The sequence below is a fragment of the Vibrio sp. D401a genome, from assembly GCF_030248515.1.
Classification (GTDB): Bacteria; Pseudomonadota; Gammaproteobacteria; order Enterobacterales; family Vibrionaceae; genus Vibrio; species Vibrio rotiferianus.
Map to the genome: position 1 here is coordinate 157,366 of NZ_JAHGAI010000008.1, position 14,643 is coordinate 172,008.

Annotated in this window: 9 protein-coding genes and 2 tRNA genes; 4 read left to right on the top strand and 7 right to left on the bottom strand. The window is 44.7% G+C overall.

Annotated elements, in window-relative coordinates:
• Positions 1 to 39: 39 nt before the first annotated feature.
• The 7 genes from KIV41_RS04960 to KIV41_RS04990 all read right to left on the bottom strand — a co-directional run bounded on the left by KIV41_RS04960 (position 40) and on the right by KIV41_RS04990 (position 10,559).
• Positions 40 to 2,865 carry an NEW3 domain-containing protein gene (locus KIV41_RS04960; protein ID WP_373417594.1) on the bottom strand — a complete coding sequence of 942 codons (2,826 nt, stop codon included), beginning with the start codon at positions 2,863 to 2,865 and terminating at the stop codon, positions 40 to 42.
• A gap of 912 nt (positions 2,866 to 3,777) precedes the next feature.
• Positions 3,778 to 5,484 carry a D-lactate dehydrogenase gene (gene dld / locus KIV41_RS04965; protein ID WP_285335808.1) on the bottom strand — a complete coding sequence of 569 codons (1,707 nt, stop codon included), beginning with the start codon at positions 5,482 to 5,484 and terminating at the stop codon, positions 3,778 to 3,780.
• A gap of 446 nt (positions 5,485 to 5,930) precedes the next feature.
• A complete protein-coding gene (locus KIV41_RS04970; RefSeq protein WP_285335809.1) occupies positions 5,931 to 6,833 on the bottom strand; it encodes a LysR family transcriptional regulator in 903 nt (300 codons plus the stop codon).
• A gap of 210 nt (positions 6,834 to 7,043) precedes the next feature.
• Positions 7,044 to 7,119 (bottom strand) — tRNA-Gly (locus KIV41_RS04975).
• A gap of 4 nt (positions 7,120 to 7,123) precedes the next feature.
• Positions 7,124 to 7,197 (bottom strand) — tRNA-Cys (locus KIV41_RS04980).
• A gap of 236 nt (positions 7,198 to 7,433) precedes the next feature.
• Positions 7,434 to 8,888 carry an ATPase RavA stimulator ViaA gene (viaA, locus tag KIV41_RS04985; protein WP_010451648.1) on the bottom strand — a complete coding sequence of 485 codons (1,455 nt, stop codon included), beginning with the start codon at positions 8,886 to 8,888 and terminating at the stop codon, positions 7,434 to 7,436.
• 9 nt (positions 8,889 to 8,897) lie between these two features.
• Positions 8,898 to 10,559, bottom strand: a complete 1,662-nt coding sequence (locus tag KIV41_RS04990) for an ATPase RavA domain-containing protein (RefSeq protein WP_285335811.1) — start codon at positions 10,557 to 10,559, stop codon at positions 8,898 to 8,900.
• Between the two features lie 271 nt (positions 10,560 to 10,830).
• Between KIV41_RS04990 and KIV41_RS04995 the strand changes: the two genes are divergently transcribed.
• The 4 genes from KIV41_RS04995 to yfcC all read left to right on the top strand — a co-directional run bounded on the left by KIV41_RS04995 (position 10,831) and on the right by yfcC (position 14,531).
• Complete coding sequence (locus KIV41_RS04995) at positions 10,831 to 11,346, top strand: NUDIX hydrolase (RefSeq protein WP_285335812.1); 516 nt, start codon at positions 10,831 to 10,833, stop codon at positions 11,344 to 11,346.
• 24 nt (positions 11,347 to 11,370) lie between these two features.
• Entirely contained in the window at positions 11,371 to 12,375 is a 1,005-nt protein-coding gene (gene ltaE / locus KIV41_RS05000) for a low-specificity L-threonine aldolase (RefSeq protein WP_069687588.1), read from the top strand.
• 78 nt (positions 12,376 to 12,453) lie between these two features.
• Positions 12,454 to 12,780, top strand: coding sequence for a cytochrome c (locus tag KIV41_RS05005; RefSeq protein ID WP_285335813.1), 327 nt, complete (start codon positions 12,454 to 12,456; stop codon positions 12,778 to 12,780).
• A gap of 218 nt (positions 12,781 to 12,998) precedes the next feature.
• Positions 12,999 to 14,531, top strand: coding sequence for a putative basic amino acid antiporter YfcC (gene yfcC, locus KIV41_RS05010; protein ID WP_005443800.1), 1,533 nt, complete (start codon positions 12,999 to 13,001; stop codon positions 14,529 to 14,531).
• The last annotated feature ends 112 nt before the right edge of the window (positions 14,532 to 14,643 follow it).

A 14,643-nucleotide genomic window follows, 5' to 3' on the forward strand; every position in this document is an offset into this window, starting at 1 on the left:
TTTCGCTATTGCCTCCTCTATCGCGCAGATCTACAGATTCTATTTACTGTTTCCTTTTCCCTTATTACCGCCGCCCTCACTCGTGCTGCTTAACTGGATAGAAACCACTGCTGTCGCTGTATTTTGACCATCAGATATGGTGTAGCTAAAGCTATCACTCCCTTTAAACTTCTTCGCCGGTGAATAAACTAAGCGCCCAGAACTGTTTAAACTGACAGATCCCTTCGAGCCTTGCGTAAAGCCAACGACTTGCAGTATGTCTCCTTCTGGATCGCTATCATTCGCAAGCACATCAATCTCGGTCACCTCTTTTGCCGTCAACACGACTGAGTCATCGTTAGCGATGGGAGATAAGTTTGAGATCGCTAGGATGCGATATTCGACAACGCCATTAGCCGCGCCTTCACCGCTTTCCGTTGATAGCGCATGAACTTGAATCGAATACTCACCCTCGGTTGCATTCTCTGCAGAAGTAACCATCAACTCAACACTCGCCTTCTGTCCAGATTCAAGTGAAAGTTGGTGAGTCGAACTATTCCATCCGCTTGGTACATCTGCAGATACAGTGTACGACACAGGGTCGCATTCAGAGCCATTTTGGCTCGTCAACGTCGCGGAATACACCAAGGTGTCACTGGCGTTACCCTCTTGAATCGAAGAAGAAAACGTCATCAATGCAGGGTTTAGCTCACATACAGGCGCCAAGTCAGCTACTTTATAAACACTGCTCGCTCGTGCATTATAACTAGCGTCTAGCATGTTGGTTGCTATCGCATCAATACCGTAGCTTCCTGCTTCAGCCGAAACGTCAGAAGTAACACTTAAGCTAATAGATGTCGTTTCACCCGACGTAAGTGAAGCAACGCTACTAGTCGTAACCCACCCTTCAGGCACATTCGCACTGATTTGAAAATTCGCTGACTCACACGCTTGGTTATCATTGTTGGTAATGGTTGCAGTGTAGTGAACAGTCTCTCCCGGCTCGAACTCCGCCGCGGAGTTTGCAACTAGCGTTAACGTTGGATTGGCCATCTCACACGTCTGAACACTTGGTTCAATTTGATAAACCGCTGGAATACTGGTTGCCAATGCTAAATCAGTGCTGTTTTCCGCCTTCAGCACCATGTCATAACTGCCTTCTTGCGCAGAATCACTCGACGTTACGTGAATTTCTATCGCTTTAGTCTCACCCGAAGCCAGTGTCAAAGATTCACGCGTCGATGACCAACCAGATGGCACATTCGCACTCACATTAAATGACATTAACGAGCAGGCATTCGTATCGTTGTTCGTCACGTTCAACTTATAAGAGGCAGAAGAACCAGCAACGCCACTCACAACTTGACTGGATGCAAGATCAATTGAAGGGCTTGCTTGCACACACTGTTCATTATCAAAGGTCACATGTACGCTAGCTGCATTGGCATTTGCCCACTCTGCTGTAATGGTAATGCCTGCTTGAACATCAGTATACGTTTGGCCGACAAGCAGAGCAGATTCATCAAGATCTCTCAGACCACTATTTGGAATCATATCTAGCATCAAGTTACTTTGTGGATCATCTTCTGTCGCTAGGTGAAAAATTACCCCATCCGTAATGCCCGATTTGCCTTCAACAAAGCTATCAAACCCAATCGCTTGGCGATACTCAAGGTAATACCACGATGGTTTACCTGTTACTTCATCTGTGCCACGTCTAATTTTCAAGCCTTTTGCACCACCACTATGCGGTGTTTCAACAGGTTCAAGTAAATAGCTGCCGTCAGTCTCAACAGAAACGACGTTTCCTGAGTTTGTACTAATCCAGCCTAAGAGCTCCTTGCTAAAGGCATTAAAATGGCCAGTAATGCCTGACATACCCATGATATCAAGCGCATCACCATATTCTGCCGATGCACATCGATCACCAATAATGTCAGAGCCACAATCGAGATCTTTGGCATGATGTAAGCCAAAGTTGTGTCCAAGTTCATGCCCAACAGTGCGCAGAGTTAAAGAGCCATTCACATAAGCTTTTGATGGATTGCCGCCAACCGTTCCTTTTCCAGTCCATCCGCATGATGAGTTTTCAGGGAACACATATAAAATTCGCGCATAATCACCAAAACTCACGCCATTGTCTAAAGCCACATCTTCAGCGGTAGTGTGAATTGCCCAAGTGTCGCACGTAGCATTCATGGGCAAGGTATAGTAACCAACCACGTCTCCCGTTAGCCATACTTGGTTATCAGAGTTTTCTTTATAAAAGTCATTAACCTGCCCAAATACTAACTCTCGCACTTCTTCGACTGACCATGGTGTCTGCGTGTTATCCAGAAAGTTCAATAGCATCACCAAAGTACGCTGCTCACCAAAAGAGCTCGCGGTCACTTGTGTCGAGTCAATCCCGTCCGTAGAAATCGTGTTACTACCATCGGCCAAAACCAATAAATTAGATGGGTCCTGATTCAATGCCAACACATCTAATTTCTTTCCGGTTTGCTTGATGTTGATCCCGCCAACACGTACTTTGTCGCCATCACGCACCCCCTTAGCGACAGCGTGACTAGGAAATTTGACTTCGATTCGCGAGTTTCCAGAATTCAAGATGTAACGAAGACGACTAGAGTGCGTTTTATCATCATCTTCATAAAACACTTCCAAAGCGCCTTCTAACTGCTGCTCTTGCTCAACAAAGCCTTGAAGCTCTGATGGAATAAGCTTGCGCTGCTTGTTGTTAAAAGCGACTTTTGTTGCAAGGACCGGGTCGATATCAGCCAATTGGGTAATAGTTACCTGTCTCGACTTGAGCAACATTAATGCTTCTGAAAAATAACGTAATTTGGCTTCGCCATCGCTATTTTGGTAATTATCTATCGCTACCAATAGGTCTGATTTATTCTGCTGTATTTTTCGTTTTAGATTTTTCTTATCAGCAGAAAATTTCTCTTTTGATTCATGTACATCAGAATGTGTATGGTGGTGTTGATGAGTATTTTGGTTCTTTACATCATTTATATATTCCGCCCAGGTGTTTGACGAAAATATAGCAAGGGATACAACAGCAAGTTTTAGAACGAATCTTTTATTTAAATTAACACCATTAACTGGTAAGTAATTATTAAAATTAAACATAATTATATTTTAGATTTATATCTTATTATGGATAGAATAACAACAACGTCTTATGACTTATGATTCAAGTCAAAACGGGTTACTGATTTGCTGCATCTCCACTACAGAAAGCAGTCCAACCAAGTACGACATTGCTAAAACCAATGAGAAATAAAACCCTCACCTATTTTTACAGAATGTAAATCTAGCTAGAGTGACGTACGCTACTATAAGTTCTCATGGCGTATCTAAGCACATGCAAAGAAATAGAGCTGTATTTGGTATTTAATTTAAAGCGCAAGTGACCCAAGGTTGAGCCGAGTTATATTTAAACTGAACTTTAATGTTGGAGGACGCTGTAAGTAACTAATGCAACGATGCGGATATAAAATCCTTATATTTATTAATTCAATTTCATAATTATTACTTCCTTTAAATATCTAGCGAAGGAAATATTACCAAACAGAACGATTAAAAACCAAACAATTCATAACTCAACCTGATAGTTTTTAAAATGCATTTTTAAATCATAATGATAGAAAGCAACACAATACTGTCTTATTAATTCGATAGACTGGATTTCATGTGATCTACCTCTAAACAGACGTCCTCTGTTGGGTTGTAAAGGAACAAATAAAAAGAGCCGCGTATGTCTGCGGCTCTTGGAATCAAAACTCTTACCTTCTAAGCACAGCAGTTACAGTTGCGCTTGTAGCGGTCCATTTTACCTATACCCGGGTTAAAGGTATTGGTCGGATCAAGTTGGTGGTAGAACTTTTGCAACGAGTTTTCTGCTTCATATAGATGCCCTACGTTGTGCTCGGCTGGGTATTTCGCACCACGACTGTTTAAGTGCTCCAACATCAGCTTCTTCATCAACTTAGTGTCAGTGCCTTTCTTAAAGATATAGTCTTGATGGAAGACATAGCACATAAAGTGGCCATAATAGAGAGACTTAACCAGATTCTTAGTTACCTCTTCTGGTAGCGTCTCTAACCAATCCTCATCGTTGCGTCGCAACGCGATATCTAGAGCAACAATATCTTCAACTTCGTCACGGTGAATGGTTTCGTAACGAATTGCTGCACCTGCTGCTGCAAAGCGATGTAGATACGCTTTCTTGCCCTCTTCTGGCGTACATTCGAAGAAATCACTATCGTGCTCAGCCGCCCAAACTTCTTTGAGGTATTTCTGCGCTTCTGCAATGCCGCCATCGCTCATTTTGAGTACAAGATGGTGTTCGTACTTATCACGGTATTCCAACATGCGCTTAGGAAGGTGCTGTGGGAATAACTTGCTTGCGTAGTAGAGAATAGTATCTGGCAGGTATTTACTGACTAAAGGTACACGCTCTAAGAAGTTTTCAACCTTAGCTTTGAGCGAGAACATCTTAGGTAGATTATCCGTACCTAATAAATCGATAGATAGGAAGACATCTTTACCGTATTTCTCGGCCATGTTGAAGATGTCACGGTGAAGGTACTCGCCCATTTCTGGCAAGTTTTCAAACTGCGTAAGGATATCTTTTCTGAGCTTGGTGAGCTTATCTGGATCATTAGTACCTAAATAGAACACCTGCTCTTTCTCTGGGATCGGATAGCTGTCGACTCGAACAGCGAACACGCCCAGTTTACCCGCACAACCACTCGCCTCGTACAGACGACGTTCGTCGGCATTGAAGCGCGATGGGATATCAGAGCTAACGTCGCGGACACGTTCGTCATACTCTTTATCCGATGCCATGCGCTCATCATGAATCACTTTATCTGGGTCGAAGTTTCCATCTTGGATGTTCTGCAAGATCTCTTCAGGTGTCGAGCCTAATCCTTCAATACCAAGGTGATTAACAAGATTGAGCTTACCGTCTTTATCGACCTGAGCGAATATGGCTAACTCAGTGTATGCAGGACCACGTTTAACCAGAGCCCCGCCAGAGTTGTTTGCAATGCCGCCCACCACAGTAGCGCCAAGAGAAGAAGAACCAATCACAGAATGTGGTGCTCGATTTACTGCTCGCAGCTCTTTTTCTAGCGAATGTAAACTTGCTCCCGGAAGGCAAACCGCTTGCTTGCCACCGTCTAACAGATAGATTTGCTTCATCTTGGTAATATTGATCACTACGACATCGCGGTCATAATCACTACCACTTGGCGCAGAGCCTTCAGTAAGGCCGGTCTTAGCCGCCTGCATAATGATGATGCAATTGTTCTCCACACATTGTTGAATCACCTTCCACTGCTCTAGCAGAGTATTAGGGAAAACCACCGCCAATGCCGTACCGCTTCCAGAGCGAAAACCGCTGCGGTAATACTTGGTTTTGATTTCATCGGTAAGGACGTTTTCTTCCCCGACAATGGTGACAAATGCGTCGATGAGCTGCTTCTGTTTCATATCCGTATCTCTAGTTATTATGCCCAACCAATATAAGTAGTCCGAATCTGAACGTCCATTCCACTAAAGTCAGATAACTACGCCCAAGTAAAGCAAACCACAATAATCACTCATAAATTCAGTTAGTTACACTTTCCAAAACCACAAATTCAACAAAGAAACTTATCGTTTCCAAAAAGAAACAATAGCAAAGTACATTGTTAACAAATGTGCACAATATCGAAGAACAAGAAAATCAAAAAGGCTGGCAAGGCTTTATATTCCTCACCTTGACAGAATGCTGAGTCAAACCAAAAGCACAACATGTGAGTGCCGATACGTTATGGCAGCGTTATATAGCTGTGACATTGTAGATCAATAAAGAAAATAGGCGAATGGTAGAGTTTTGGATTCAGCGATGAGCCCTATCCAAAGGGTGGTTCATGCCTTTTGAGTAAAGCGGCCAGCTAAAATTGATGGCTACGATTTTGAAAGCACTGATAAAGATGCTCTATAAAGATCTTGATCTTTTCTGGCTGCTGACGTGTGTATGGATACACCGCATAGATGCCTAAGCACTTGGCAGTTTCGTCTTTAAACAACTGAATGAGCTTACCTTGCTGCAAGTCTTCATAAACCAGCACACGAGGTACATAAATAATGCCTTGCCCTAGCAAAGCGACATTACGTAACGCAGACGAGTTGTTGGTACATAGATTTCCATCCACCTTAACCTGATAAGCTTCATTATTACGTTTGAAAGCCCACTCACGCGCCCCCGTCTCTTGATAGGCGTAAACCAAACAGTTGTGCTTGGTGAGCTCGTTCGGCGTTTTGGGTTTGCCATGTTTGGCGACGTACTTGGGCGATGCACAGACAATCCAGTTTGCATCAACAAGCTTACGCGCTATAAGGCTTGAATCAGGCAAAACCCCTGTACGAATTGCAAGGTCAAAACCCTCATTGACGATATCTGCAAACCGGTTGTCCAGCTCCATATCAATATTGATATCTGGGTACGCTTGGTTGAACTCAGAAATAACCGTAGGAAGGATAAGCTCACCAGAGATGGTAGGCACCGTAATCTTGATATTGCCAGATAAACTCTTACCTAAGCCAACAATCGACTCTTCTGCGGTAACGACGGCTTGATAGACACTACGTGCATGTTCGAAGAAGGATTGCCCTGCTTCTGTGAGCTTGAGCGTGCGCGTTGTGCGATACAGAAGCTGAACGCCAATCTCCTGCTCCAACTTGGCAATACGCTTACTGACGACCGACTTAGTAAGCTCCATTTGTCTTGCAGCTGCGCTGAACGAACCCTGTTCCACTAAATGATAGAAAATGATGTAATCGTCGGTATTTCTCATGTGTCTTCATTGCTTCCTTGTTGAAGAACATATTGTAAGTCGCTTTGAAGCCAAATGCAGATCGGAAAGTCACACTTGTGTGATTACATCCGATCATGGACTGACAGAAATAGAGGAGGAACCACACAACAGATACAAAAAAACCAGCTTTCGCTGGTTTGATGTTGATGCTCTTCGCATCTGGATACCGCCATTGCCATATCCATAATTTGGAGCGACACACGAGGTTCGAACTCGTGACCTCAACCTTGGCAAGGTTGCGCTCTACCAACTGAGCTAGTGTCGCAAAATGGAGGCGCCTCCCGGAATCGAACCGAGGTCCACGGATTTGCAATCCGCTGCATAGCCACTCTGCCAAGGCGCCTTTATTTTCAACGCTTCAGAGCCTTGCCCCGTTGCGTTGGTTGCTACTTTACGGATTCAGAAAATATAGTCAAACAAAAAACTGTACTTTCCTGTCTGTTTGCTTTGTTTTAAACCAATCCGATGTTAATTCGAGCTAAACTGTCCAAATTTCCTCATTTTGGTTAGAACAAACCGAAACGAACAGGTAAAAGAAAAGCGGCAATTGATGCCGCTTTTCTATATGTATTCTCGCGATTAACCGTTAGCAACGCGTTTGAACAAGCGTCCTACTACGTTTGGATGGTAAGACCAAGTGTGGTCAAACATCGACATCAACGCTGGGTTGCCATACTTCGATAAGCTAATGGCATGGAAGCGATTCTTCTTCGCTTTTAACGCATCCACTTTCGCAAGCAATTCATCTTGCTGCTTTGGCGCAATGAAGTCTGAGATAACGACCATGTCGGCGTTTTTGTATTTGTCGCTGTTCATCAAATCGATGGATTTAATCAACGTTGGCTCCAAATCCGTACCACCATGGAAGCTGTAAGTTAAAAAGTCGGCAGCTTCACGTAAGCCATCCTGACGAGTTAGCTCGTAGGTTATGTGCTCTGTGGAGAAGATGATCACGTAGCAATCACGTTGCTCCGCCAAAGCGATTTGCATGAGTGCGTAAGCCATGGCTTTAGCACATTGCTCAGGGAAGCCACTCATCGAGCCGGACGCATCAACACAAACGATAAACGGCCCTTTTTCAACGTCCACCGCTTTGTGATCTGGTTTGTGCGCTTTGACTTTACGCAATGTGCGAGACTTACCTTGCGTGCGGTAGTTCATTAAACGTTTATCAACCAAATGCTTGTAGAACACCACTTCCAGTTCTGGATACGCCAAGAACATGGTTTCATTCGGTAGCAATTTGTTGAGATCGTCACTTTCGTGAATACCGACGATGTCGTCGGTCGCTTCGTCACTCTTTTCCTCGACCATTTGCAGCTCTTCTGCTGGAGCACGGTTGAGGTCTGGATCATTCACTTGCCCCGCCATGCGACCAAGTTGTTCAGCGATTTCTTGTAAGCCTTTGTGCTTTTTAAGGAACTCTGCGTGACGCTTCATCACGGTTAAGTCAGTTTTACTCAACTTGGCTGACGCCATATCCCACAAGCGCCCTACGCTTTCTTCGTCACCAGACTCCGTCACTTTATCCATGCTACGCATGGTTTCCATACGCTGGTAAAGATCGTTAAGGACTTTTTCTTTGTTCTCTTCAAGCTCAGAGACTTGCGCTTGCTTAATGGCCTCAACAAGGCTTTGATACCACTGGTCACAGAAGTAATGAGGGAACATTGGGTTATTCACGCCCTTGTTCTTCTCCATCATGCGACGTGCTTGCATGTAAAACGCCGAATGCCATTCAAGCTTCTTGATTACGTCATCAATGCGTTCAAAGAACTCTTCTTCATCCCAATAAATAACTTCTTGGTAGAGCGCGAGTTCTTGTTGGAAACGTTCTGTCTCACAGACTTTCGTCATGCGCTTTTTTACATTGCCACGCCACTTTAGTAGATGACTTTTAACAGAAGATTTCATACCTCGATTCTCTGCCATCATCATGACTTGTGAACGTGCCATTAAATCGTTAACCGCACTATCAATGATGCCAGAGTCCGCCACCATGAGCGCTAAGTTGAGTCCGTCTGCACCTAACATGTCGTCTCCTTAAGAGAAAAACTGATGTAAGTTTTTAAAGCGTTGAATGATCTTCTCGCTTTCACCTTGGATAGACTCAAGTCTCTGGCTCACCTGTTGCAGACTCGACTCCATTAGACGTGGTAACTCTGGATCCACGAAACTGTGTGGTAATGCGCCATGGAAGTTGGCTTTAACCTTGCGCATATGATGTTCAGCTTCACTCATTTGGCTGACTGCTTTTTCGCTTTCTGCCAACCATTTTTGGTAAAGCTCAACGTCTAAACCTTGTTGGGTGACCAAGCTCACCAACACGCCTCGGTTAGCAATGTCACGGATCACTAGGTTGTTGGCGGCATCGACATCAAAACGCAGACGACACATATTGGTGTTTTGGTTCACGTAGCCATACACATCGCCATGACCTTCTTTGATCACTCGGTCAAGTTCGTCTTTTGGAACGTATACCCAGCGGCTGTCACCCTTCTCTGATTCAGAAACCGACATGTTACTTTGCAGAATAACCAGCTTAACCAGATTCACCGCCGCGCCTACTTTGTAAGTTTTCGCTTTGGATGTATCGAAGCTCATGGTTTCTTTGCGAAGCAGACCCGTTGCCGCTTCTGCGTTTAGCGTCATGCGATATTTGTCTTCAAGCTCATGCTGTACATCAACCAAAGATTCACGACAGTATTCGATCTCTTGTTCTGCTTCTTGCTGGTCGAAGGCATGCTTAAGAGCGAACTCTTGAATCACACCGCGAACGACATCGCGTGACTCAGGGCTGTTCCATAAACAATCTTGAAGTAGCAGAAGATCAAGTGGATTGATCTCGTCACGCCCATTAAAGAACGCACTTGCTTTAAGCAGCTTGACCGCTTTCTTCCAACGGCGGTCAGACACGTACATGTCTGTTAATGATGCGTCGCCAAACTCAGACTCGACTTTGGTTTCCAACATCGTTTTTAGTTGGAAAAGCTTTTCGAATGCGTTGTCGGTCAGAGTGAGTTTGTCGAGCTGCTGCTGCCAGCGGTGGTATTCTTCGTCTGTGATCGCCAAGCCCTCTGGAACTTGCGCTTCTTGAGACGTACCCACTGTCAGCATGGATTTGAAGTTTTGTTTGTCCTGAATGCGGTTTACAAACACGCGTACCAACATACGGTCGTAAAGTGCGTCTAAGCCGCTGTCTTCATCTGGCAGTTCATTTGATGCAGAAACCAAAAGGCGCATCGGTACACGTTCGATTTCGCTGCCGTTTTTAAATGTCTTTTCGTTCACAACGGTCAATAGCGTGTTCAGAATCGCAGGACCCGCCTTCCAAATCTCATCAAGGAAAACCACTTGCGCCGTTGGTAAGTACCCTTGAGTAAGACGGACATAACGACCGTTGTCTTTTAGCTCTTGAATGCTCAATGGACCAAACACTTCTTCAGGTGTTGAGAAGCGCGTCATGAGGTATTCAAAATAACTGCTATTATCAAAAGCTTGGATAAGTCGTTTTGCGATTAAGCTTTTTGCGATCCCTGGAGGACCAAGAAGGAAGACGCTTTCGCCGGCAAGAGCGGCAAGAAGGCAAAGTTTGATGGTGTGTTCGCGTTCGTAAACGCCATCAGTTAACGCTTTCGCTAGCTTGTTGATACGCTCTGAAAGAAGCGCCTTTTCTGCATTAGATGCGAAAGATGGTTGAATCATAGAAGCTCCGGCTGTTGAACTGAGGCTGTATATATAATTTTATACATTTGTTATCACTTTGTTACAAGTGTATTTTTTAGTGAACCTCGTTTATACCAGATGCTCTTCGCGCGCGTGCGCGAGAAACCATAGTTTTCATTTATGAGACATAACTCACTGAATGTGCTGGTTTCGCAAGAGTATGAAACCATTTTCTTCTTTTGTTTCCGGTGGTTTGTGGTTAATGTGCAAAACACGTCAATGCGCGGTTACAGCTAGGATCCACAACTGCATGAGCACTACAATTCATAAATGGAAGCAGATTTCTCTGGTCGAAGAGGAAGTTAAACTACCAACTGGTCGGATGATCACACATACCACTATCCAACACCCCGGTGCTGCCGTTATCTTACCTATTACTTCAGATGGCAACATCGTTCTTGTTAATCAATTCCGTCCCTCTCTTAACAAATGGCTGCTTGAATTGCCTGCTGGCACACGTGAAGGCGATGAAGATCCATTGCATTGTGCTCAAAGAGAGTTGGAAGAAGAAACAGGATACAGCGCCGAAAAGTTTACATCGCTTGGTCAAGTTACCCCTCTTGCTGGTTTCTGTGATGAAATCCAGTACTTGTTTGTTGCCGAACAACTGAACAAAACCAATCGATACGAGTGTGACGATGACGAAGTGATTGAAGTAGTGACATTGTCACGAGAAGAACTCGAACAACAAATTATTCAAGGCATTATTACGGATGCCAAAACTATCGCTTGCCTAAGCAAAGCTCGTCTTTGCGGTTATATTTAGGTCTTTTCGACCGAGGAGAGAATTATGGACTTTCGATCAGATACCGTTACGCAACCTACCCAAGCAATGCGTGAAGCAATGTTTACCGCTCCTGTCGGCGATGATGTGTACGGTGATGACCCAACCGTTAACGAGTTAGAGCAATTTGCTGCTGAGCTTGCGGGCTTTGAAGCGGCAATGTTCACGACCTCTGGTACACAAGCAAACTTACTTGGCTTAATGGCACACTGTGAGCGCGGTGACGAATACCTATGTGGTCAGCAAGCGCATAACTACAAGTACGAAGCTGGTGGCGCTGCGGTACTGGGGTCTATTCAACCTCAACCGATTGAAAACAACCCAGACGGTACTTTGCCATTCGATAAGCTAGAAGCTGCTATCAAGCCAGATGACGCGCACTTTGCACGTACTCGCCTACTTAGTTTAGAGAACACCATCAACGGTAAAGTGATTCCTCTTTCCTACCTTGCAGAGGCTCGTGAGTTTGTGAACAAACATAACTTACAGATGCACCTAGATGGCGCTCGCGTATTCAACGCAGCTGTTGCGCTTGATGTTCCAGTGAAAGAGATTGGTCAGTACTTTGATTCAATGACTATCTGTTTATCTAAAGGTTTGGCTGCCCCTGTTGGTTCGCTACTGCTTGGTAGCAAAGAGTACATCGCAAAAGCACGCCGTCTAAGAAAAATGGTCGGTGGTGGCATGCGCCAAGCGGGTATTCTTGCTGCAGCCGGTAAACTAGCCCTTACCGAGCAAGTAGAACAGCTAAAACAAGACCACATCAATGCAAAAACCTTAGCGGAAGGTTTAGCGCAATTGCCTGGTTTCTCTGTTAATCCAGAATTTGTTCAAACCAACATCGTCTTTGCCAAGCTTGATCCACAAGTGGATATCGCTGGTATCGCAGAAAAGATGAAGGAGCAAGGCATCACGATTACGCCAGGAAACCCAATCCGCTTCGTGACGCACAAAGATATTTCGGCACAAGACATCGATACCTTCCTATCTAGCCTTAAATCTCTGCTTTAACTTGATTTTGATCATTGAGCTTCCCCTAAGGGGAAGCTTTATTCTATGCGCTTTCAAGAACTACAATGAGTGCATTTCATGCTTAGATACGTGCTTCTAACGCCTCTTCTTCTCTCTTCCTCTGTTGTGGCGAAACCTTTTGGTGACGTTGATAAAGGCAAACTTAAATCGCCTAGCTGTGTTTACTGTCATGGTTCGAACGGCATGACGACAAACGACGCTTACCCTAACCTAGCCGGTCAGAATGCTCAGTACCTGTATGATTCTATGAAAGCCTATCAAGATGGGCTTCGCTTAGGTCCTTTGGCAGAAATGATGGCAGCCCAGTTACGCATGCTGAATGATGAAGATTTGCGCGATGTTGCCGCGTTTTATTCAGAACAAACACCTCATGCAGAAAAGTGAATAATTATGGGACTTGTGAATCACCACAAGTCCTAACTCCGTTTTCATTCGCACAACATCTAACCAAAACAATTAACCATTAAATCATTGATAAGCAACTCAACCCTCTTCAGATCAAATTATTGATGAATTTATAGTTCATCAACTCAGTTAATATTGACTTTTTATTCTATTTTATCGATATTTCATGCTTTCTATAATTCGACGTGAAATAGGTTATGTCTCACACACACGCTCAGCCATCGGAATCGGCGGCAACCCCTAAATCATGGCAGATGCCTGATACCCTCATTTTGATCTTCATTGTTGGTATTCTTGCTGCGATTCTTACCTACTTAATTCCTGCTGGTCATTTCGATAGCCAACAGGTGACCTACATGGTCGACGGTGCAGAAAAAACTCGCACAGTTATCGATCCATCTTCTTTCTCTTATGCAACCGACGAAAACGGTGAATTGGTTTACAACAAGGTTGGACTGTTCGCGTCAGGCGGTGGTATTGGTCTAATGAACTTCCCATTCGAAGGTCTGGTTTCAGGCTCTAAATGGGGCAGCGCAATTGGCGTTATTATGTTCATGCTTGTTATCGGTGGTGCATTTGGTGTGGTAATGCGCACAGGCACAATCGACAACGGTATCCTTCGCCTTATCGATAAGACCAAAGGTAACGAAGCACTATTCATTCCAGTTCTGTTTTTGCTGTTCTCTTTGGGCGGCGCAGTATTTGGTATGGGTGAAGAAGCCGTTGCATTTGCGATTATTATCGCACCACTAATGGTTCGTCTTGGCTACGATGGCATCACTACAGTAATGGTGACCTACGTTGCGACTCAGATTGGTTTTGCAACGTCTTGGATGAACCCATTCTCGGTAGCGATCGCGCAAGGTATTGCTGGTATTCCGGTTCTGTCTGGTATGACTGTACGTATGGGTCTGTGGGCTGGCTTTACACTTATCGGTATTGCTTTCACTATGATTTACGCAGCGCGTATCAAAGCAAACCCTGAGCTTTCTTACAGCCGTCGTACTGACAAATACTTCCGTCAGCAAGAGCTAGGTGACCACGATTCTCGTTGGAACCTAGGTGACACCCTAGTTATCCTTACGGTTATCGCAACGACAGTATGGGTTGTTTGGGGCGTAGTAGCTAACGCATGGTACATTCCAGAAATCGCGTCACAATTCTTCACTATGGGCTTTGTCGTTGCGATTATCGGTACGATCTTCCGTCTGAACGGCATGACGCTAAACTGTGCGGCTGACGCATTTAAAGAAGGTGCAGCAATCATGCTTGCCCCTGCTCTATTGGTTGGTTGTGCGAAAGGTGTATTGCTTATCCTAGGTGGCGGTACTACTGATGAAGCGAGCGTACTGAACTCGATCCTGAACAGCGCTGGTGGCGTAATCAGCGGTCTTCCTGACGTTGCTGCGGCTTGGTTGATGTATGTTTTCCAATCTATCTTCAACTTCTTCGTGACTTCAGGTTCTGGCCAAGCAGCGCTGACAATGCCTCTATTGTCTCCTCTTGCAGACATCGCTGGTGTTACTCGTCAGGTTGCGGTTCTAGCATTCCAACTTGGTGACGGTTTCACTAACGTTATCGTTCCAACTTCAGCGTCTCTAATGGCAACACTGGGTGTATGTCGTATCGACTGGGGTGACTGGGCGAAATTCTGCTGGCGCTTTATGCTATTACTCTTTACCCTATCGAGCATTGTCGTCGTCGCAGCTCACGTGATGGGTTTTGCGTAAACTGATTACCAATATCCCCAAGCAACTTAAACGCGAAAGCGGAGTTTGGGTATAAAGAATAAGGCGAGACAAGTTCTCGCCTTTTTTAATTCAAGCCGTATGGCAAACAAGC

What these genes read in the sequence shown, in the direction of transcription:
- dld (WP_285335808.1), bottom strand. Translation starts at nt 5,484, where the DNA reads ATGAAACAGAAGCAGCTCATCGACGCATTTGTCACCATTGTCGGGGAA.
- KIV41_RS04970 (WP_285335809.1), bottom strand. Translation starts at nt 6,833, where the DNA reads ATGAGAAATACCGACGATTACATCATTTTCTATCATTTAGTGGAACAG.
- viaA (WP_010451648.1), bottom strand. Translation starts at nt 8,888, where the DNA reads ATGTTAGGTGCAGACGGACTCAACTTAGCGCTCATGGTGGCGGACTCT.
- KIV41_RS04990 (WP_285335811.1), bottom strand. Translation starts at nt 10,559, where the DNA reads ATGATTCAACCATCTTTCGCATCTAATGCAGAAAAGGCGCTTCTTTCA.
- KIV41_RS04995 (WP_285335812.1), top strand. Translation starts at nt 10,831, where the DNA reads ATGAGCACTACAATTCATAAATGGAAGCAGATTTCTCTGGTCGAAGAG.
- ltaE (WP_069687588.1), top strand. Translation starts at nt 11,371, where the DNA reads ATGGACTTTCGATCAGATACCGTTACGCAACCTACCCAAGCAATGCGT.
- KIV41_RS05005 (WP_285335813.1), top strand. Translation starts at nt 12,454, where the DNA reads ATGCTTAGATACGTGCTTCTAACGCCTCTTCTTCTCTCTTCCTCTGTT.
- yfcC (WP_005443800.1), top strand. Translation starts at nt 12,999, where the DNA reads ATGTCTCACACACACGCTCAGCCATCGGAATCGGCGGCAACCCCTAAA.